The organism is Thioclava sp. ISO4 (assembly GCF_058105145.1).
In genome coordinates this window covers 2,867,067-2,885,977 of the sequence record NZ_CM176571.1, presented here as the reverse complement: position 1 = coordinate 2,885,977, position 18,911 = coordinate 2,867,067, and the positions used below count along the sequence as shown (strand labels likewise).

17 protein-coding genes are annotated in these 18,911 nt (G+C 64.4%); 13 read left to right on the top strand and 4 right to left on the bottom strand.

The genetic code is table 11. From position 1 onward, the window contains the following. Window positions 1-48: 48 nt before the first annotated feature. A complete protein-coding gene (locus AC2TZ7_RS14150) occupies window positions 49-2,232 on the top strand; it encodes a calcium-binding protein (RefSeq protein ID WP_489864718.1) in 2,184 nt (727 codons plus the stop codon). Window positions 2,233-2,263: 31 nt separating this feature from the next. Continuing rightward, a complete protein-coding gene (locus AC2TZ7_RS14145) occupies window positions 2,264-2,836 on the top strand; it encodes a hypothetical protein (protein WP_489864717.1) in 573 nt (190 codons plus the stop codon). A 190-nt stretch (window positions 2,837-3,026) separates the two neighbouring features. Here AC2TZ7_RS14145 and AC2TZ7_RS14140 read toward each other — a convergent pair whose 3' ends face one another. The 3 genes from AC2TZ7_RS14140 to AC2TZ7_RS14130 form a co-directional block, all read right to left on the bottom strand. After that, entirely contained in the window at window positions 3,027-4,331 is a 1,305-nt protein-coding gene (locus AC2TZ7_RS14140) for an HlyD family type I secretion periplasmic adaptor subunit (RefSeq protein WP_489864716.1), read from the bottom strand. After that, window positions 4,328-6,058: a type I secretion system permease/ATPase gene (locus AC2TZ7_RS14135; RefSeq protein WP_489864715.1), complete on the bottom strand. Its 1,731-nt coding sequence runs from the start codon at window positions 6,056-6,058 to the stop codon at window positions 4,328-4,330. The genes AC2TZ7_RS14140 and AC2TZ7_RS14135 overlap by 4 nt, the downstream gene beginning before the upstream one ends. A 130-nt stretch (window positions 6,059-6,188) precedes the next feature. Next, on the bottom strand, window positions 6,189-7,754 hold the full coding sequence (locus tag AC2TZ7_RS14130; protein WP_489864714.1) for an NAD(P)H-hydrate dehydratase: 1,566 nt from the start codon (window positions 7,752-7,754) through the stop codon (window positions 6,189-6,191). 186 nt (window positions 7,755-7,940) lie between these two features. On the opposite strand from AC2TZ7_RS14130, the gene AC2TZ7_RS14125 reads away from it, so the two are divergent. Further along, window positions 7,941-8,279 (top strand): P-II family nitrogen regulator, encoded by a 339-nt coding sequence (locus tag AC2TZ7_RS14125; RefSeq protein ID WP_075775041.1) that lies wholly within the window; start codon window positions 7,941-7,943, stop codon window positions 8,277-8,279. Window positions 8,280-8,350: 71 nt separating this feature from the next. Next, on the top strand, window positions 8,351-9,757 hold the full coding sequence (gene glnA / locus AC2TZ7_RS14120; protein ID WP_098411178.1) for a type I glutamate--ammonia ligase: 1,407 nt from the start codon (window positions 8,351-8,353) through the stop codon (window positions 9,755-9,757). Here the strand turns inward: glnA and AC2TZ7_RS14115 are convergent. Continuing rightward, window positions 9,651-10,328 carry a GNAT family N-acetyltransferase gene (locus tag AC2TZ7_RS14115; protein ID WP_489864713.1) on the bottom strand — a complete coding sequence of 226 codons (678 nt, stop codon included), beginning with the start codon at window positions 10,326-10,328 and terminating at the stop codon, window positions 9,651-9,653. The two genes, glnA and AC2TZ7_RS14115, sit on opposite strands and share 107 nt — an antisense overlap. A gap of 254 nt (window positions 10,329-10,582) precedes the next feature. Here AC2TZ7_RS14115 and AC2TZ7_RS14110 point away from each other — a divergent pair, with 254 nt between their 5' ends. From AC2TZ7_RS14110 to mltG, 9 genes are all read left to right on the top strand, one after another. Next, the gene (locus tag AC2TZ7_RS14110) at window positions 10,583-11,014 is read left to right on the top strand and encodes a glyoxalase superfamily protein (protein ID WP_489864712.1); all 432 of its coding nucleotides are present in this window, start codon (window positions 10,583-10,585) and stop codon (window positions 11,012-11,014) included. Between the two features lie 81 nt (window positions 11,015-11,095). Then, complete coding sequence (locus tag AC2TZ7_RS14105) at window positions 11,096-11,650, top strand: sugar O-acetyltransferase (protein ID WP_489864711.1); 555 nt, start codon at window positions 11,096-11,098, stop codon at window positions 11,648-11,650. 64 nt (window positions 11,651-11,714) lie between these two features. Next, window positions 11,715-12,644 (top strand): ACP S-malonyltransferase, encoded by a 930-nt coding sequence (fabD, locus tag AC2TZ7_RS14100; protein ID WP_489864710.1) that lies wholly within the window; start codon window positions 11,715-11,717, stop codon window positions 12,642-12,644. A gap of 220 nt (window positions 12,645-12,864) precedes the next feature. Then, window positions 12,865-13,602 carry a 3-oxoacyl-[acyl-carrier-protein] reductase gene (gene fabG / locus AC2TZ7_RS14095; protein WP_489864709.1) on the top strand — a complete coding sequence of 246 codons (738 nt, stop codon included), beginning with the start codon at window positions 12,865-12,867 and terminating at the stop codon, window positions 13,600-13,602. Window positions 13,603-13,856: 254 nt separating this feature from the next. Further along, window positions 13,857-14,090 (top strand): acyl carrier protein, encoded by a 234-nt coding sequence (locus AC2TZ7_RS14090; RefSeq protein WP_075775036.1) that lies wholly within the window; start codon window positions 13,857-13,859, stop codon window positions 14,088-14,090. 106 nt (window positions 14,091-14,196) lie between these two features. Beyond that, the gene (thpR, locus tag AC2TZ7_RS14085; RefSeq protein WP_489864708.1) at window positions 14,197-14,769 is read left to right on the top strand and encodes an RNA 2',3'-cyclic phosphodiesterase; all 573 of its coding nucleotides are present in this window, start codon (window positions 14,197-14,199) and stop codon (window positions 14,767-14,769) included. Window positions 14,770-14,891: 122 nt separating this feature from the next. After that, window positions 14,892-16,301: a GGDEF domain-containing protein gene (locus AC2TZ7_RS14080; RefSeq protein WP_489864707.1), complete on the top strand. Its 1,410-nt coding sequence runs from the start codon at window positions 14,892-14,894 to the stop codon at window positions 16,299-16,301. Between the two features lie 121 nt (window positions 16,302-16,422). Beyond that, a complete protein-coding gene (gene fabF, locus AC2TZ7_RS14075; RefSeq protein WP_489864706.1) occupies window positions 16,423-17,685 on the top strand; it encodes a beta-ketoacyl-ACP synthase II in 1,263 nt (420 codons plus the stop codon). Beyond that, window positions 17,685-18,851, top strand: a complete 1,167-nt coding sequence (mltG, locus tag AC2TZ7_RS14070; protein WP_489864705.1) for an endolytic transglycosylase MltG — start codon at window positions 17,685-17,687, stop codon at window positions 18,849-18,851. Before fabF ends, mltG begins: the two co-directional genes overlap by 1 nt. Window positions 18,852-18,911 lie beyond the last annotated feature (60 nt).

Genomic DNA, 18,911 nt, shown 5'->3' with positions numbered 1-18,911 from the left:
GTCTTCGATACAACCGGAACGAATGGTACGAAGGAAACCAAGGAAGGAGTGACGCTCTATCCGATCGAGAGCGAGTTCGGTTATAACGTCGCCGATTTCCAAGACGCGACCCAAAAGGTCATCGATCCCGAAAATCCTGACTATGCCGAAGGCTGGGCAGGCGATGTCTACGATGGCGAGGGCAATCAGCTTGGTCTCGTGATCTCCGACGCGCCGACCGACACGTTCAAGACGCCGGCGCTCTACGGTACGTGGCTCGCGGGTCTCGGCGGTAACACGGTGAAGGCCTCGACCGAGCATTACGTCGTGATGCAGAACATCCTCTCGGATCAGAAATTTCCCGGGGATCCCGACGCGATCTACAAGCTCGATGACGCGCTTCGGGTTGTCAGCAGCGATGAGGCGCTGAACGGCAGACTGGTCGCCGATGTGATCACTGAACTTAGAGATCTCCCTAACATGGAGGGCGACAAAAACGGCGATGGTGTCATCGATATCAAGGATGTTCTCGCGCCCAACGAGACCGAGATCACCGAAAATATCGCGGTTAGCAGCGATTACTCGGTGACGGTGAAGGATGACGGCAAGCTGCTCTATCGCTGGGGCAACACGATCAAGAAGCCCAACGATGTGCGCCTTGAAGCGACGATGGACCTGCCGGACGAGTGGAGCGACTACAACCCCTACACCTCGCTGCGCAACATCTACCACGTGACCGAGGCTGAGCTGGTCGTGCACCACACGATCACCAACAACCCCAACGATCAGGTGCGCCCCGAAGATTTCGAGAACGAGGCCGCGATCGGCACGCTCCCGACCTATACGATCATCTCCGATTACAATGTCGACGGTCTGGGCCCGCGCGAAGTCTGGGTGACGACGGATGACTATTACGCAGGCGACGGCACGCTTTACGAGGCGGGCACGATCCTGCGCGATCAGTATCTCGCCGATCAATGGGATGCGAGCGATCTGGCGGCGATTGGCGCGGAAGATGGGGCCGAGGGCTTCACCAATGCGTGGTACACCACGATGGACCGCGAGCCCTTCGAGCCGGTGCTGAACGAGGATGGCACGGAATATGCCGATAGCGGCCCGCGCTGGCGTCTGCAGCCCGACAAATACGGCCAGGATCTGCCCTCGGTGGTCATTCCCGACGATCCGAGCGACCAGCCGCCGCCCACCAATGACGAGGTGAAATACGAAGTCGGCGCAGAGACCCAGACGGTTCTCAACCTGCTCGACTGGGGCTATCCCGCCCAGCCGCTTTCGGTCAGCGCAGGCTGGCAGGACAAGCCCGGCGATGTCTCGATCAACGGGATGAACTATTCCGACGGCTTCGATATGGCGGTCTATATCAAGGGCGATATCAAACCCGCGACGATCTATAGCGCCGAGCTGCTGATGGATTATGAGCGGATTCCCCTTTACGCGGAGGGCGCCGCGATCACCGGCACGGAAGGGGATGACTTCCTCGTCGGGATCGGCTCGAACGCCTTCACGGGCGGCGCGGGCACCGATCTCTTCGTGCTCAGCTACGGGGCCTCGGTTGAGGGCGTGCCGCTGACCGCGAGCACGATCAGCGATTTCGAAGTCGGCACCGATGCGATCGGCCTGATCGGTCTGGGCGTCTCGGACACGAATTTCGCCGATAACATCTCGCAAGCGGTGAACGGGACCGATCTTGAAATCTACCTCGATACGGATGGGGCTGAACCCGGCGCCGACCCGGTTCTGATCGCAACGCTGACCGACGTGGCGGGCGATCTAGGGCCGAGCCAGGGGCTCGTCATGGAGGAAGACTTCCTTCTGGCCAACCCGGGTGCGGGCGATGCGCCGGTCTCCGAGGTGCCGATCGAAGGCACCAGCGGCAACGATCATCTAACGGGGACGCTCGGGGACGATACGATCCTCGGTCTCGCGGGCAATGATGTCCTCTATGGTCTTTCCGGGAATGACACTCTCGATGGCGGGGCTGGTGTCGATCTTCTTTATGGCGGTTTGGGCGACGACGTTTTCGTGTTCGCCGAAAACACAACGCTTGATGTCGTGTTCGATTTTGAAGACGGAGCCGACAAAATCTCTCTTTCCGGTATGACTTTCGACGATTTGTCGATCTCCACGTTCAACAGCACAGATACCGAGATTTCTTTCGGTACCGACCGTCTACTTCTGGTCGATGTCGATGCCGGTCAGATCACGTCCGATGATTTCGTATTCTTGAACGCTTGAGCGACACCGGACAAAATAAGGAAAACGTCCCATGAAACTTGAAACCAAAACCTGTGCTGTTGTTGTGCTCGGTCTTATCCTCTCCGGATGCGGTGGCGGAGGAGGAGCATCCGTGGAGCCGACGCCCGATTATGCAACGTTAATGGCAAATGCTGATGCCATGGAAGCGGATGCTTACTTCGACAGCAACTCCCAAGCGATCCCAGCCCGCACGCAGTTGCCGACTTCCGGAACGGCCGACTACAAAGGATATGTCCGTGGCGACGTAGGTAGCGCGGGGCTGATTGGCGATTTGACACTGACTGCTAATTTCGGCAACGCCGCAATCGACTATGCTAAGGCGGACAGCTTCGTAACTGAAGGTAATCAAGTGCTCACCGGGCTCGTTGATACGAGCAGTCCTTTCACGTTTGCTGGAAGTAAAGTGGCGTTGACCATGGAAGGCACGGTGGACGGCCAAGCATCATCGATCGTGCTTTATGGTGACTTCTACGGTGGGACAGATGACACTAATACTGTTCCGCTGTCAGTTGGTGGAAGTGCAACCGGTACGGGGGCAACAGATTTGTCCAACGGCACCTTTATCGCGACCCAGCAGCCCTAAGCATCGCCCCCACTTTCATCAGTGGTACAAGAAAGGCCCGGCGGAGTGATCCGTCGGGCCTTTCTCTTGCTTGCAGTATGACGCAGCAGCCTGACCTGTGACGAGGTCAAAAAACGGCCCGGCGAGGTGTTCGCCGGGCCGTTCATCTTGATCGTTAGTGACGCTGCCTGAAGCGGGACCCTTGCCCCCCTCATTCCCCCCGGAAGGCGCGGTTGAAATAGATCGTCAGCGGCTGGGTCAGGTAGGAGAGCGGCGTGCGCGCATCGGTCTTGAGGAAGGCTTCGACCGGCATGCCGGGCATCAGCTTGACCTCGGGCAGGGCGGCCAGCGCTTCCGGGTCGGGCTCCACCGTCGCCTCGTAATAGGTCTCGCGGTTCGCCTCGTCGGTCTGCACGTCGGGCGAGACCCGCAACACCTCGGCCGGGATCGCGGGCGTGGTGCGGCGATTGAAGGTCGAGAATTGCAGCGAGACCTGCTGGCCGGAATAGACCTGATCGATGCTCGTCGGGTCGACGCGGACCGAGACATAAAGCGGCTGATCGCTCGGCACGAGGAACATCATCGGCTGAGCCGGCTGGATGACCGACTGCAGCGCGAAGACCTGCGAGCCGAACACCACGCCATCGACCGGCGCGCGCACGTCGAGCCGCGCGAGCTTCTCGCGCAGGGTGGTCTCGCGCTCGACCAGCGAGATCTCGTTATATTGCAGGTCGCGCAGCTGGGTGATCGCGGCTTCGCGGCGATCTTCGGACAGGCCGACGACTTCGATCTCGAGCGAGGAGATCCGCACGCGGGCCTCCGCGATGACCGAGTTCAGCCGCCCGATCTCGCCGGTCAGCTTGGCGTGTTCGCGCTGGGTGGCGAGCACGCGCGAGGCTTCCATCAGCTTGCGCTCGTAAAGGCTCTGCTTGTCCTCCATCTCCTGCGACACGAGGTCGAGCTGCTCCATCAGCGAGACGCGCTGCGCCTCGACGCCTTCGATCTGTTTTTCGATCTGCTGCTGTTGTTCGCGCAGCTGGTTGATCTTCTTGGCCATCGTCGCCTGACGCGCGGCAAAGAGGTTGCTCTGGCCCTCGCGTTGCTGGGCGACCTGCTCGGGATCGAGCATCGGGAAGTCGGGCAGGACCGTGAAATCGACCTTTGCCAGATCGTCGCGTTCGGCGGCCAGCCGCGCCTTGCGCACCGCGATCTCCAGAAGCTGCGCCTGCACGATCGCAAGCTCCGAGCGCAGGAAAGTCCCGTCGAGGCGCAGCAGCACGTCGCCCGCATGCACCTGATCGCCGTTATGGGCGAGGATTTCGCCCACGACGCCGCCGTCGGGGTGCTGGATCACCTGCCGTTCGCTCTCGACCTTGACCACGCCGCGGGACACGACCGCGCCGTTGATCTTCGCACCGACGCTCCAGGCGCCCATGCCGCCGACGAGGAGGGTGATCGCGCCGAAGCCTGCGGCGAGCAGAAGTCGGCTATTTGCGAAATCGGAGGATTTGCTCATTTCTCGGCCCTCATCGTCAGAATGCGTTGCACGTCCTGCGCGTTCTTGATCATCGACTGGATGACCTCGTCGCGCGGCCCCTGCGCGGTGATCTGGCCGCTCTCGAGGATCACGAGGCGCGAGCAGGCTTTGATCGCATTGGTGCGGTGGGTCATCAGCACGACCGATTTGCCTTCCTCGGTCATCGCTTTCACCACGGCGTTCAGCGCCTCGGAGCCCTCGGAATCGAGCGCCGAGTTCGGCTCGTCGAGCACCAGAAGCACCGGATCGTTGTAGAGCGCACGGGCCAGACCCAGCCGCTGGCGCTGGCCGCCCGAGAGCTGCGCGTCGCGCGCGCTGATCTGGGTGTCATAGCCCTTGGGCAGTTGCAGGATGATCTCGTGGATATGCGCTTTCTTTGCGGCGGCCACGACCCGCTCGGCATCCGGCGATTGCGCCATCTGTGCGATGTTCTCGGCGATGGTGCCGTCGAAGGTCTTCACCACCTGCGGCAGGTAGCCGATGAACTGGCCCAGCCGCTCGGGGCTGTACTGGTCCAGCTTGGCGGCGGCGAGGCGCACTTCGCCCGCGGTGGGGGAGACGAGACCGACCAGCGCCCGCGCCAGTGTCGTCTTGCCCGAGCCGCTCTTGCCGATCACGCCGATGGCTTCGCCCGGCGCGACATCGAAGCTGACATTGAACAGGATCGGACGCTCGCCGCGCTTGCGCGAGACCGAGACGCCGCGCACCGAGAGATTGCCGGTCGGGGCGGGCAGTTCGGTCGGCTGGCGCGGTTCGGGCACCGAGCCCAGAAACGCCCGCAGCGAGGCCCAGCCGTTGCGCGCGCGGTGCAGCAGCGTCCATTGGCCCAGCACCTGCTCGACCGGGGCCAGCGCACGGCCCAGCAGGACCGAGCCCGCGATGATCGCGCCGGCCGTCATTTCGTGATTGAGCACCAGCCACGCGCCCACCGCCAGCACCGCCGATTGCAGCAGCATCCGGAAGCCCTTGGAGAACGCGCCGAACGCGCCGGTCCAGTCGGCCGCGCGCAGCATCTTGCGCTGGCCCTCGGTCTGGGTGTCCTGCCAGCGCGCGCGCATGGTCTCTCCCATGCCTTGCGCCCAGAGGTAATCGGCCCCGTCCTCGACCTGCCGCGCGATCTGGTTGCCCGCGAAAGAGGTGCCCTGCGCCTCGGTCAGGCGGGTCTGGGTGATCCAGTGGTTGAGCAGCGAGGTCACGACCAAAAGCGCACCGCCCGCCAGCGCCAGCCAGCCCAGAAGCGGGTGGAAGATGAAGATCGCGGCGGCGAAGACCGGCGTCCACGGGATGTCCAAGAGCGACAGCAGCACCGGCGACGCGAAGACGGTTTTCACCGCATCGAGGTCCTGCAACGCGCTCGCGCCCTTGTCGGTGCGCCCCAGTGCTGCGCGCTCCAGCGAGGCGCGGAAGACCCGGTCGGAGAGATTGGCATGAAGCCGTGCGCCGACCCGCGCCATCACGCGGGCGCGGACGAATTCCAGAATGGTGTAGAACAGGTAGAGGAACACCACGAGGCCGAACAGCGCGACCAGCGTCTCTTCCGAGCGCGAACCGATCACCCGGTCATAGACCTGCAGCATGAAAAGCGGCCCGGTCAGCAGCAAAAGATTGGTAAAAAAGCTGAACAGAATAGCCGAGCCGATCAGACCCCGGCTCCCGGAAAAAGCGCGCCGCATTTCCGACCGCGCGCCCGAAGAAGAAAGTCCCACGCCAATACCCCAAAAGTTGCGTTTCCCGTGTTCATTTTCACGACGCGGTGAGGGGTATCATTGATTGATGTCAATTTTGCGCGAGGCAGGTCGAAAAAAGCGAAGCGCGGAGCCGGGCGCGCGGGTGGCGTCAGCCCTGCGCCGTCAGTGCGCGCAGCACCTGCGGGACCGCTTCGGGCAGGTCCTCGGCAATCAGGCCGGGGCCGAAGAGGCGCGCGGCCTCGACATGGAGCCAGGCGGCGGAGGTCGCGGCGTCGAAGGGGGGGAAGCTGCGCGCAAGCAGCCCCGCGATCAGCCCGGCCAGCACATCGCCCGCGCCTGCGGTCGCAAGCCACGGGGCCGCGCGGTCCTGCGTTGCCGAATGCAGCGCGACGCGCCCATCGGGGTCCGCAATCGCGGTGTCCGCCCCTTTGAGCAGCACCGTACAGCCCGCGCGCGCCGCGGCGTCGCGGGTTGCGTCCAGCTTGGAATAGGTCGGGTCGTCGCCTGACAGCTTCTCGGCCAGATCGGGGAAGAGCCGTTTGAACTCGCCCGGATGCGGGGTCAGCACACAGGTCGCGTGAAGCTGGCCGAAGAGCACGCTCGGATCGTCGGCAAAGGCGCTGAGCGCATCGGCATCGAGCACCGTCGCGCGTTGGCCCCAAAGCGCGGCGGGCACCATCTCCTGCGCGCGAGCCATGCCCAGACCGGGGCCGAGGCAGAGCGCGTTGAGACGCTCGTCGCCCAGCATCCCGCGCAAGGAATAGGCGTCGGGCAGGGCGCTCAGCATGATCGCGTCGAGATGGGCGGCATTCTCGGCCAGCGCCTTGGGGGGGCAGGCGAGCGTCACCAGCCCCGCGCCGATCCGCAGAGCCGCCCGCGCCGCCATCCGCGCAGCGCCGCCTTTGCCCGCGCCGCCCGACAGGACCAGCGCATGACCGTGGCTGTATTTGTGCCCCGTCCGCTTCATCAGGAAATGCGAGGGGCGGTCGATCAGCCATGCGGCCCCGGGGATCGCATCCTGCGGCAGGCCGATATCGGTGACGACCAGGTGGCCGCGCATCGACGCGCCGCCGCCGGGCGCGTCGGGCCCGTCCGAGGGGTCGAGGTAATGGCCGCATTTCGCGCGGTGGAAGCTGACGGTCAGATCGGCGGGGAAAGCGCCGCCGAGGTTGCGCCCGCTATCGGAGGAAATCCCGCTGGGAATATCGACCGCGACAAAGCGCGGGCGCTGCTCCGGCGGGTTGGAGAACAGGCGCGGAGAAATCGTGCGCCATGTCTTCGCCGTGTCCTCGGGCATGGGACGGGTCAGGCCGGTGCCGAACAGCGCGTCGATCACCAGCCCGCCCTCCATCGCGTCGATCCGATCCTCGATCGCGGCATCGTCCCAAGGCAGGACCGCGCCGATCTGCGCCCAGCGGTCGTGATTGCTCTGCGCATCGGGGGGCAGGCGGGTCGGGTCGCCGTAGGCGTAACAGGCGATGGTCCAGCCGCGCTCGGCCAGAAGCCGCGCGATCACATAGCCGTCGCCGCCATTATTGCCCGGACCGCACAGCACCACCGCCTGCGAGGGCCCCGGATCGGGCCAGCGCGAGAAGATCGCCGTGACGACGCTTTCCCCGGCGCGCTCCATCAGTTCAAGGCCCGTCACCGCGCCGCTCTCGATCTCGGCGCGTTCACATTGGCGCATTTGGCTCGCGGTCAGGATTTCGGGCATGGTCCTCGGGTCTTCAAAGGAATCGTTTTCAAACTGCTGCTTTTTTGTGCTACTTGCACGAATTGCGGGCGCGGCTTTCGGAATTCCGATCCCCATTCCGCTCCCGTCCAGCCTAGCCGATTGCGGGGGCTTTGGGAAAGTGGTCTGAGGGGGTCGGAACGAAGACCTGACGGAGGAGTCGGCGGCATGAAAAAGGTGGAGGCGATCATCAAGCCCTTCAAACTCGATGAAGTGAAAGAAGCGCTTCAGGAAGTTGGTATTCAGGGCCTTTCGGTGATCGAGGTGAAAGGGTTCGGACGCCAGAAGGGCCATACCGAGCTTTATCGCGGCGCCGAATATGTCGTGGATTTCCTGCCCAAGGTGAAGATCGAGATGGTGCTGCCCGACGACCTCGTCGATGCCGCCATCGAAGCGATCACGAACGCCGCGCGCACCGAGAAGATCGGCGACGGCAAGATCTTCGTCTCTCCGATGGAGCAGGCGATCCGTATCCGCACCGGCGAGTCGGGCGACGACGCGCTGTAACTTCCGCCATTCCCGACGGGCCCCGTTGCGGGTCCGGGGATAACCCAAGCTCAACGAAAGGGTAATGTGACATGAGCATCAAGGACGCTCTTAAACTGATGAAGGACGAAGACGTCGAATACGTCGACGTTCGCTTCACCGATCCGCGCGGCAAGCTGCAGCACGTGACGCTGATGCATACCGAGGTCGACGAAGATTTCTTCGAAGAAGGCTTCATGTTCGACGGCTCCTCGATCGCGGGCTGGAAGTCGATCGATCAGTCCGACATGAAACTGATCCCGGACGCGTCCTCGGTCTATATCGACCCCTTCTACGCCGAGAAAACCATGTGCGTGCACTGCACCGTGGTCGAGCCCGACACCGGCGAACCCTATGCCCGCGACCCGCGCGGCACCGCCGAGAAGGCCGAAGCCTATCTCGTCGCCTCGGGCATCGGTGACTCGGCTTTCTTCGGTCCGGAAGCGGAATTCTTCCTCTTCGACGACGTGAAGTTCTCGGTCTCGATGAACAAGGTCTCCTACGAGGTCGACGCGCTCGACGCGGCCTGGAACACCGACACCGATTACGAGATGGGCAACATGGGCCATCGTCCGGGCGTCAAGGGCGGCTACTTCCCGGTCAACCCGGTGGATGACGCGCAGGACCTGCGTTCGGAAATGCTCTCGACCATGAAGCGCATGGGCATGAAGGTCGACAAGCACCACCACGAAGTGGCTTCGTGCCAGCACGAGCTGGGTCTGATCTTCGGGACGCTGACCAAGCAGGCCGACGACATCCAGAAGTACAAATACGTGATCCACAACGTGGCGCACGCCTATGGCAAATCGGCGACCTTCATGCCGAAGCCGATCGCGGGCGACAACGGCACCGGCATGCACGTGAACATGTCGATCTGGAAAGACGGCAAGCCGCTCTTCGCAGGCGACAAATACGCCGACCTGTCGCAGGAAGCGCTGTACTTCATCGGCGGTATCCTGAAGCACGCGAAGACGCTCAACGCCTTCACCAACCCGTCGACCAACTCCTACAAGCGTCTGATCCCGGGCTTCGAGGCTCCGGTTCTGCGCGCGTATTCGGCACGTAACCGTTCGGGCTGTGTCCGTATTCCGTGGGCTGAATCCCCCAAGGCAAAGCGCGTCGAAGCTCGTTTCCCCGATCCGTCGGCGAACCCCTACCTGTGCTTCTCGGCTCTGCTGATGGCTGGCCTCGACGGCATCAAGAACAAGATCGACCCGGGCCCGTCTTCGGACAAGGACCTCTACGATCTGCCGCCGGAAGAACTGGCCGCGATCCCGACCGTTTGCGCCTCGCTGCGTGAAGCGCTGGAATCGCTCGAAGCCGATCACGACTTCCTTCTGGCCGGTGACGTGTTCACCAAGGACCAGATCGAGGGCTACATCGCACTGAAGTGGGAAGAAGTGTACGCGTTCGAGCACACCCCCCACCCGGTGGAATACAAATACTACTACTCCTGCTAAACGGGAGAGGGACAGTGATAGGAAGGGGCGTCCGGTCGGGCGCCCCTTTCGCTTTGGGCCGGTCAGGACAGCCGCAGCGAATAGACGTTGTTGAGGTAACCCTCGTCGCCGATGCGGAAATGGGTTTCGCCGACCTGCTCGAACCCCTGCGAGAGGTAGAAGGCGATGGCCGGCGTGTTCTCGGCATTCGTGGTGAGCCAGACGGAGGGGCCGCACAGTCGCGACAGTGCTGTAGGGCGGCTTGCAGCAGTCGCTTGCCGATCCCTTTTCCGTGGTGGCGCGGCTGCACGTAGAAGGTTGCGATTTCCATGTCGGAGCAGCCCTCCACCGGGGGCGTGCTGGCGGAAGAGACGCGGATGAACCCGTCGATCCCTTCGATATTTTCCGAGACCAGAATGAATTCACCGGGATCGCGGATCAGGGTCTCGAATTTCGCCGGTGTGAAGGCGGAGAGGGCGTAATCGGCGAAGAAGGCGGTCACGCCGCGCTTGAGATAGGTGCCGATCCAAACTTCGATCGAGATGGCGGCGAGGCTCGAGGCGTCGGAAATCGTGGCTCTGCGAAGGGTCATGCCTGACAGATCGGGAATTGGCGGGGACTGTCAAGCGCAGGGGCGGCCGCGCTACAGGCAGACAGGCGTCCGGGCCCCGCCACTTGACAGACTCACCCGCGCCGCCCATCTGTCGGGCCTTGGCTGCCGGATGCCTGCCGCCCGCGGGGTGTGACCCATGGTGAAATCCGGTTCACGATCGCTCTCCATTCTTTCGGGGGCTCTTCGGCAATGCGGGCCCCGAGGCGGTGGATCATCCCCGTGGAGACGAGACGATGACTGTGAACACAGTGAAAGACGTGAAGGCGCAGGCGCGCCGTCTGGCCGATGCGATGGCACGCGCGGGCAATCCCGTTGCGCTGTCGAAAGCCTATGAGCTGACCGCGCAGGCGGCGGGTCATGCCGATTGGAACACGATGGTGGCGGCGCTCAAGCGCGCCGAACCCGCGGTGCAGTCGCCGGGCTATGCCCTAGGCGATACGGTGAGCGGACGCTATTTGGGCCATCCGGTGAGCGGGCGCGTCCATGCGCTGCGCCGCAAGGGCGCGACCCATTACGACATCGAGATCGCGCTGGACGAGCCGGTCGATGTGGTTGAAAGCCCGGCCTTTTCCTCGATGCGGCGGCGCGTGCGCGCGACCATCGGCGCTGATGGGCGCTCGATCGGGCGGCGCTCTGACGGGGTCGCGCATCTCGAACTGGACTGAGGAGAAGGGGCGCATCGAGCGCCCCTTTTTCTTTGCGCGCGGCTGGGGCAGGATCGTCCGGCGATGGGACGGGGAGGGATCATGCGCTCTGAGAAGGACAAGATGCTGGCGGGCGAGTTGTATCGCGCCGAAGGGCCGGAGATCGAAGCCGATGTGGCGCGGGCCGCGGCGTGGATGGACCGGTTCAACGCCACCGTGGCGCATTGCGCCGAGGACTGCCATGCGCTGCTGTCGGAGTTGTTCGCCGAAGTCGGGCAGGGCGCGCGTATCCGCCCGCCATTTCACTGCGATTACGGCAGCAATATCCGGCTCGGGGCCGGGGTTTTCCTGAATTACGACTGTGTCATTCTCGATGTGGTCGCGGTTACGATCGGCGATCGGACGCAGATCGGGCCGAAGGTGCAGATCCTGACCGCCGATCATCCGCGCGATCCGGAGGCCCGCCGGACGGGGCTGGAATTCGGGCGGCCCGTGCGGATCGGCGAAGATGTCTGGATCGGCGGCGGCGCGATCATCCTGCCCGGTGTCACGGTGGGCGATGGCGCGATCATCGGCGCGGGTGCGGTGGTGACGCGCGACGTGCCTGCGGGCGCCACGGTCGCGGGAAATCCGGCGCGGATCCTCGGGCAGCACTAGCGAAACTTGCCCCGCCGCGCCCTTCTCGCTAAGGGAAACCAAAGATCAATCAGGAGGATCAGGCATGAGCCGCGCATTCGTATTCCCCGGTCAGGGCGCACAGGTCATCGGCATGGGCAAGGCATTGGCCGACGCCTATCCCGCGTCGAAAGCGGTGTTCGAAGAGGTCGATGACGCGCTCGGGCAAAAGCTGAGCACGCTCATCTGGGAAGGCGAGCAGGACGAGCTGACGCTGACCGCCAACGCCCAGCCCGCGCTGATGGCGACTTCGATCGCGGCGCTGCGGGCGCTGGAGGCCGAAGGCTATGCGGTGACGGACGCGGCCTATGTCGCGGGGCACTCGCTGGGCGAATATTCGGCGCTTTGCGCGGCGGGCTCGCTGAGCCTGGCCGATACCGCGCGCCTGCTGCGCGTGCGCGGCGATGCGATGCAATCGGCCGTGCCGGTGGGCGTGGGCGCGATGGCCGCGATCCTCGGGCTCGATTTTGAGGCCGCGTCGAAAGTCGCAGCCGAGGCGGCGCAGGGCGAGGTGTGTCAGGCGGCGAACGATAACGATCCGAGCCAGGTCGTGATCTCGGGCGACAAGGCGGCGGTCGAGCGCGCCACCGTGCTCGCCAAGGAAGCGGGCGCGAAGCGCGCCGTGATGCTGCCGGTCTCCGCCCCGTTCCACTGCGCGCTGATGCAGCCTGCCGCGGATGCGATGGATGCCGCGCTGGCGGGCGTCGAGATCAAGGCGCCGGTCGTGCCGCTGGTCGCCAATGTCCGCGCCGAGGCGGTGAGCGACCCGGCTCTGATCCGCGAGCTGCTGGTCGAGCAGGTCACGGGCTCGGTGCGCTGGCGCGAGAGCGTGGCGTGGATGGCCGGTCAGGGCGTCGACGAGATCTGGGAAATCGGCGCGGGCAAGGCGCTGTCGGGCATGATCCGCCGGATCGCGAAAGAGGTGACCTGCCGCGCGGTCGGCACGCCGGAGGATATCGCCGCGCTGAAGGGCTGAGGGCTGCGCCGGGGGATCCTCCCCCGGACCCCCTGGGACATTTCCGTCAAGAAGAAGCGCAGGCCGACCGGTTCGAAATCGAATTGGTCGGCTTTTTCATGCGTTTGTGATCGCGATGCGCGGCTCCCACGGGCAGCGCAACCATGGCGTGTGGCACTTAGAGTTCCCTAACGGCGCATTCGCTGCTAAGAGAGCGCCAACTTAGATATGAGGTAGCATGATGTTCGATTTGAAAGGCAAACGCGCGCTTGTCACCGGGGCTTCGGGCGGAATCGGCGCCGAGATTGCGCGAGCCCTCCATGCGGGCGGTGCGTCGGTGGCACTGTCGGGCACGCGGGTCGAGCCGCTCGAGGCACTGGCTGCCGAGCTGGGCGAGGGCGCCTATGTCTGCCCCGCGAATCTGAGCGATCCGGACTCGGTCGAGGCGCTGCCGAAAGCGGCGATCGCGGCGATGGGTGGTCTCGACATCCTCGTGAACAATGCTGGCATCACGCGGGATCAGCTGACGATGCGGATGTCGGACGAAGATTGGCAATCGGTGATCGACGTGAACCTGACGGCGGCGTTCCGCCTGATGCGCGCGGTTCTTCGCCCGATGATGAAATCGCGCTGGGGCCGGATCATCAACATCACCTCCGTTGTCGGTCAGACCGGCAATCCCGGTCAGGTGAACTATGCGGCCGCCAAGGCGGGGCTCGTCGGCGCGTCGAAATCGCTCGCGCAGGAAGTCGCGACGCGCGGTGTGACGGTGAACTGCGTGGCGCCGGGCTTCATCGAGACGCCGATGACGGAAAAGCTCACCGATGCTCAGAAAGACGCGATCCTGTCCGGTATCCCGGCCGGGCGCATGGGCACGCCCGAAGAGATCGCGGCTGCGGTGCGCTACATCGCGAGTCCCGAGGCGGGCTACGTCACCGGTGCGGTGCTGCACGTCAATGGCGGCGGGACGATGGCCTGAGCGCAATGCCGGTTAAATTCTGACTGCGGCTGGCGTGACACAGCTTTGTGACCCAACGGCACTAAGGCGTTTGCTAGGCTAGAGAAACGTCTTGCCATGGCGCATCGCAATCGCTAAGAGCGCAGCAGATGAGCTTGGCGGGTCGCCACAGCTCTGAATTGCGGTCTTCGGGTTGACCCGGGGCGCGCGGGTTGAGACGCTCGTAATCGAGCAAGCATGAACGGGCTACGCCCTATAAACTTTGAGGAATTGACATGAGCGACATCGCTGATCGCGTGAAGAAGATCGTCGTGGAGCATCTCGGCGTGGAAGAGGACAAGGTCACTGAGAGCGCCTCGTTCATCGACGACCTCGGTGCGGACAGCCTCGACACGGTCGAGCTGGTCATGGCCTTCGAAGAAGAGTTCGGCATCGAGATCCCCGATGACGCCGCCGAGAACATTCAGACCGTCGGCGATGCGGTGAAATTCATCTCGGAAGCGCAGTAAGCCTTTTACGGCTGACGCTGAGAGAGAGTTAAGGGCGGCGCTTCGGGGAACCGGAGCGCCGCTTTTCTTTTGTGCAAAGCGCGCGCCTGCGTTCGGGGGAGGGAAGATGCGGAGTTTCGTCGCGATCGAGCTGCCCGAGGCGCATGTCGAGGCCATCGAGCGGTTGCAGCAGGCTCTGGGCGCGGGCCGGATTGTGCAGCCCGAGAACCTGCATCTGACGCTGGCCTTTCTCGACGAGATCGACGCAGCCCAACTCGAGGCGCTGGACGAGGGGCTGCGGGCGGTCGACTGGGCGCCCGGGCCGGAGGTGGTTCTGGCGGGGCTGGAGATTTTCGGCAGTGCTGCGCGTCCGGAGGCGCTGGTACTGGGCGTGCAGGCCGAACCCAACCTTGCACGCTGGCATCGCGCGGTGATGGGGGCTGCGCGTCTGGCGGAGATCGACCTGCCGCGGCGCCGGTTTCGTCCGCATGTGACGCTGGCGCGGTTCGGCAAGCGCGCGAACCCGGGGGAGTTGCTGCGGCTGGGGCGTTTCATGGCGGCGCAAGGCGCTGTGAAGCTGCCCGCCTTCGCGCCCGAGCAGGTGGCGTTGGTCCAGTCCACGCTGGGACACGGGCCGCCACGCCATGAGGTGTTGATGCGCTATCCGAGTGAAAAATTTGTGCAATTCGCAAATACTTGACCGAAAGTGCAATCGCGTCCGCGTGAATGTTAACCCTTCATTAAGGAATTAGGCGTCCTTCTGAAGAGGACGCGGGTGTCTCATGATAAGCGTTCTTTTGCCCGCGCAGAGAAGGTTTCGTCATGTCTGTGTTTCGCCGGGCGCGGGTCCTCATTCGTCCTCTTTTGGTTTTCGCCGCCGCGCTTGCGGGGTTGGCCCTGTTGGCGCATGTGGCCACCGCGCTGTCGGGCGAGGATATGGTCGTTCGCGCGCTCACTTCGTGGAACGCGATGGGCGCATGGACGGCGCTGGCCATTCTGGCGATGGCGGGGGCGATCGCGTTCCGGCGCGAAGCGCCGAATGTGGCGCGCGGGCTGGCGGCGGGAACGCTGCTCCTGTGCCTGTTTTCGAGCGTAGCGAAGGTCTATGACCTGAGCGGCGCGGGGGCGATCGGGGGAGGCGCGGCCGCGTTACTGGGGATCACCGCGGCGGGGTTCTTCGCGCTGGAGGCGGGCGCCTATCTGTTTGGAACGATTGCCTATCTGACGGTGTTCGGCGGGGCTTTGATGTACCTGCTGTCGCACAGTATCGCGACCAGTCGGCTGGCGGAGGGCGTGTCGATCGGGGCGGCGCTGGCGATCATGTGTCTCGCCTATGCGGGGCTCATCTGCCGCAGCGATCGTGGGGTGATGCGGGTATTGCTCAACGAGCATGCCTCGGGGCGGCAGGCACGGGCGCAGATGCTTCTGGGGGTCGTCGCGCCCTTCCTGCTGGGCACGTTCTACCTGCTCAGCGATGAGGGGAGTCAGGTGCGCGCGGAGCTGCTGTTGCTGGTCGCGACCATCGTGGGGGTGAATATCGGGCTGATCATCCTGATGGCGGTCTCGCTGGAGCGGGTGGATCATGCGCGGCGCAAGGCCGAGCGGGAGCTGGTGAACCGGGCGATGCGCGACGGGCTGACGGGGCTGTTCAACCGGGAGATGCTCGGGCGGCGTTTCGCGCAGTATTTCGCGCAAGGTATGCGCGAGCAGGTGCCTTTCACGGCGCTGATGATCGATCTCGACCATTTCAAGCAGATCAACGATCTGGGCGGGCATTCTCTGGGCGATCGGGTTCTGCGCCGCACGGCGCGGGCGATGCGGGCGCAGCTGCGGCTGGAGGATACGATGGCGCGGGTCGGTGGCGAGGAATTCGCCGTGATCCTGCCGGGGGCGGGGCTGGTCGAGGCGCTCGAAGTGGCGGAGCGGTTGCGCGCCTGTGTGGCGGGGCTGCGTTTCGAGGAGCAGAACGGCGCGGTGCTGCAGGTCACCGTCTCGATCGGGGTGGCCGAATGGGAGCGCGGGGAGGAGCTGCGGAGCCTCTATGCGCGCGCCGACGGGGCGCTCTACGCGGCGAAGAATGGCGGGCGCGACCGGGTGTTGCTGGCGCCGCCCACCACTCAGATGCGCTGCACCGCGCTGACGCTGCCGCCCCTGAGCACCGGGCGGGCGCCTACGGCTGTGCCGACGCTCCCGGCACGGCAGACTGAACCGGTTCGCGCCCCGCAACGCTAGGCCCCTCACGCGCCGTCCGTCCTGAACGGTAACCCGCCTGTCGCAATGGGTTATGATTGCGCCTTTGCGCGCCCCCGTGTATCAGGTCTGCCAAGATATTTGGCTGAGAAAGAGGTCGGGCATGCGTCGGGTAGTAGTCACGGGTCTGGGGATGGTCACGCCGCTGGCTTGCGGGGTCGAAGAGACCTGGTCGCGGCTCATCGCGGGTCAGTCGGGGGCGGGGACGATCTCGCGCTTCGATGCGTCCAATGTGACCACGAAATACGCCTGCGAGATTCCGCTGGGCGACGGGTCCGACGGCACGTTCAATGCCGATGACTGGATGGAGCCGAAAGAGCAGCGCAAGGTCGACGATTTCATCCTCTACGGAATGACGGCGGCGACGCAGGCGGTGAAGGATGCGGGCTGGGAGCCGCAGGACGAAGAAAGCCGTCTGCGCACCGGCGTGATGATCGGCTCGGGCATCGGTGGTCTCAGCTCGATCGCGGATACGGCCGTTCTGATCAAGGAAAAGGGCGTCCGCCGCGTCAGCCCGTTCTTCATTCCGGGCGCGCTGATCAACCTCGTCTCGGGGCAGGTCTCGATCCGCTTCGGCTTCAAGGGCCCGAACCATGCGGTCGTCACCGCCTGTTCGACCGGCGCGCATGCCATCGGCGATGCCGCGCGTCTGATCATGCTCGGCGATGCCGATGTGATGGTCGCGGGCGGCGCGGAAAGCCCGATCTCGGAGATCGGCATCGCGGGGTTCAACGCCTGTAAGGCGCTGTCGACGAAGCGCGGCAACGAGCCGGAGGCTGCGAGCCGTCCGTGGGATGCCGATCGCGACGGGTTCGTGATGGGCGAGGGCGCGGGCTGCGTCGTGCTGGAGGAATACGAGCACGCCAAGGCGCGCGGCGCGAAGATCTATGCCGAAGTGCTGGGCTATGGCCTGTCGGGCGACGCCTATCACATCACCGCGCCGTCCGAGGATGGCGATGGTGGCTTCCGCGCGATGAAAGCCGCGCTGGAGCGGGCCGATCTGAACCCCGATCAGGTGGATTACATCAACGCGCATGGCACCTCGACCATGGCCGACGTGATCGAACTGGGCGCCGTGCAGCGCCTGCTGGGCGATGCGGCGAGCAAGGCCACGATGAGCTCGACCAAGTCCTCGGTCGGCCACCTGCTGGGCGCTGCCGGTGCGGTGGAGGCGATCTTCTCGATCCTCGCGATCCGCGACCAGATCGCACCGCCGACGCTGAACCTGGAAAATCCGCCGGAAGAGGCCGTGATCGACCTCGCGCCGAAAGCCGCGGTCAAGCGCAAGATCGACGTCGCGCTGTCCAACAGCTTCGGCTTCGGCGGCACCAATGCGAGCCTCGTGATGGGCAAGGTGGATAGCTGATGTGGCGTAACATCGTCTCGAATTTCCTGACGCTGCTGATCGTCATTCTCGTCGCGCTTGGCGGGTTGGTAGCCTGGGCGAAGAACCAATATGTCGAGCCGGGCCCGCTGGCCGAGGCGATGTGCCTGCGCGTCGCGCCGGGCGAAAGCCTGCAGGGCGTGTCGTCTACTCTGAAAGACAAGGGGGCGATCTCGTCCTCCTATCTGTTCCGCACGGGCGCCCAGTATGAGGAAAAGGCCGACAAGCTGAAATTCGGCTCCTACCTGATCGAGCCCAACGCCTCGATGCAGTCCATCGTCGGGCAGATCACTGCGGGTGGTCCGTCGACCTGCGGCTCGGAACTGGTGTTCCGGATCGGGGTGAACGGCAACGAGGTGCTGCTGCGCGAGCTGGACCCGACCACGGGCGATTATCAGAAGGTCGCGGAATACAATCCCGAGAGCGAGAAACCGCCCGAAGGGTTCGAGGACAAGGCCGACCGCGTCGATGTCCGCACCCGCGTGACGGTGGTCGACGGCGTGACCAGCTGGCAGATCGTGCAGGGGCTTCAGGAAGCGAGCTTCCTGTCGGGCAAGATCGACGGGGTGCCGGGTGAAGGCACGCTCGCACCTGACAGCTACGAGGTGACGCGCGGCGCCGACCGGCAGGCGCTGATCGATCTGATGGCCGATCGCCAGTCGAAGATCCTCGCGGCCGCCTGGGACGGACGTGCCGAGGGGCTGCCCTATGACAATCCGCAGCAGGCGCTGACCATGGCGTCGATCGTCGAGAAGGAAACCGGTGTGCCGCAAGAGCGCCCGGAAGTGGCGAGCGTCTTCATCAACCGTCTCGAGAAGGGGATGCGTCTGCAGACCGACCCGACGGTGATCTACGGCGTGACCGAAGGCAAGGGCGTGCTGGGCCGCGGTCTGCGCCAGTCCGAGCTGCGCAAGGCGACGCCCTACAACACCTATGTCATCGACGGGCTGCCGCCCGGACCGATCGCGAATCCGGGCAAGGCGGCCATCGAGGCGGCGCTGCATCCCGATTCGACCGACTACCTGTTCTTCGTGGCCGATGGCTCCGGTGGGCATGCGTTCTCGAGCACGATCGAGGAGCATAATCGGAACGTGGCGAAGTGGCGCGAGATCGAGAAACAGCGTCAGGAAGATGCGTCAAGCAACTGATAAAGCAGAAAGAACCCCGGTTTGCGCCGGGGTTTTTTCTTGGCCGGATCGCACAACCCA